Annotated in this window: 1 protein-coding gene; it reads left to right on the top strand. The window is 29.0% G+C overall.

The window, feature by feature from the left end; genetic code table 11:
• On the top strand, nt 1-214 hold a 214-nt coding region (locus V6246_RS18170; protein WP_341561863.1), incomplete at its 5' end, for a hypothetical protein.
• Nucleotides 215-635: the final 421 nt, after the last annotated feature.

The raw sequence follows: 635 nt of genomic DNA, 5'->3' as shown, positions 1-635 counted from the left end.
GATTATCAATATAAATATCCTACAGATTTATATTGAAGCTAATTTAGGAAATAAATATTTAAATTTAAGAAAGAATATTTGGTTTACTAAAGTAGCGTTGGTGCGTTACCCAGTATCCATTTTGAAAACACCTAAGCCCTTATTGTTTATATACCATGTTGTGAGCTTTATATTTTATTCCGCCTTATTATCCAGGAGATCTTTAGCGGTATAAAAGACTCATTTCATTAAATTACAGAAAAATGAAATGATATAAATATCAGTAGCGTGGCAAGAGTCCTTTTTAGGAATATAATTATTTTTATAAACGATATGATTTATACATTGTGGTATAAGTCGTCTCTTTTAGGCGCAACCACTTTATAATGATCTCAAAAAAAGGCAGTTAAAACATATCCGATATAAGATTTATTTAATAGAGAACTTGACATTCTAATTTAAATCTTATACCTTAGCAATCAAGTTTTATACGACACCGCTCGTTTGAAAATACATTTTCACGGCTTTTATCGCCGAAAACTTGGAAGCGTATTTTCTAAATAATACACTTTTTTAACTGCCTTTTTTTATTCCTTTTGCGTAAACAATATTTATATTGAAAGTTATCTAACGATAGCCACGCTATTGCTTACAAC

It is taken from the genome of Algibacter sp. TI.3.09, assembly GCF_038154905.1.
Classification (GTDB): domain Bacteria; phylum Bacteroidota; class Bacteroidia; order Flavobacteriales; family Flavobacteriaceae; genus Algibacter.
This window is presented reverse-complemented; position numbering and strand designations above follow the sequence as displayed.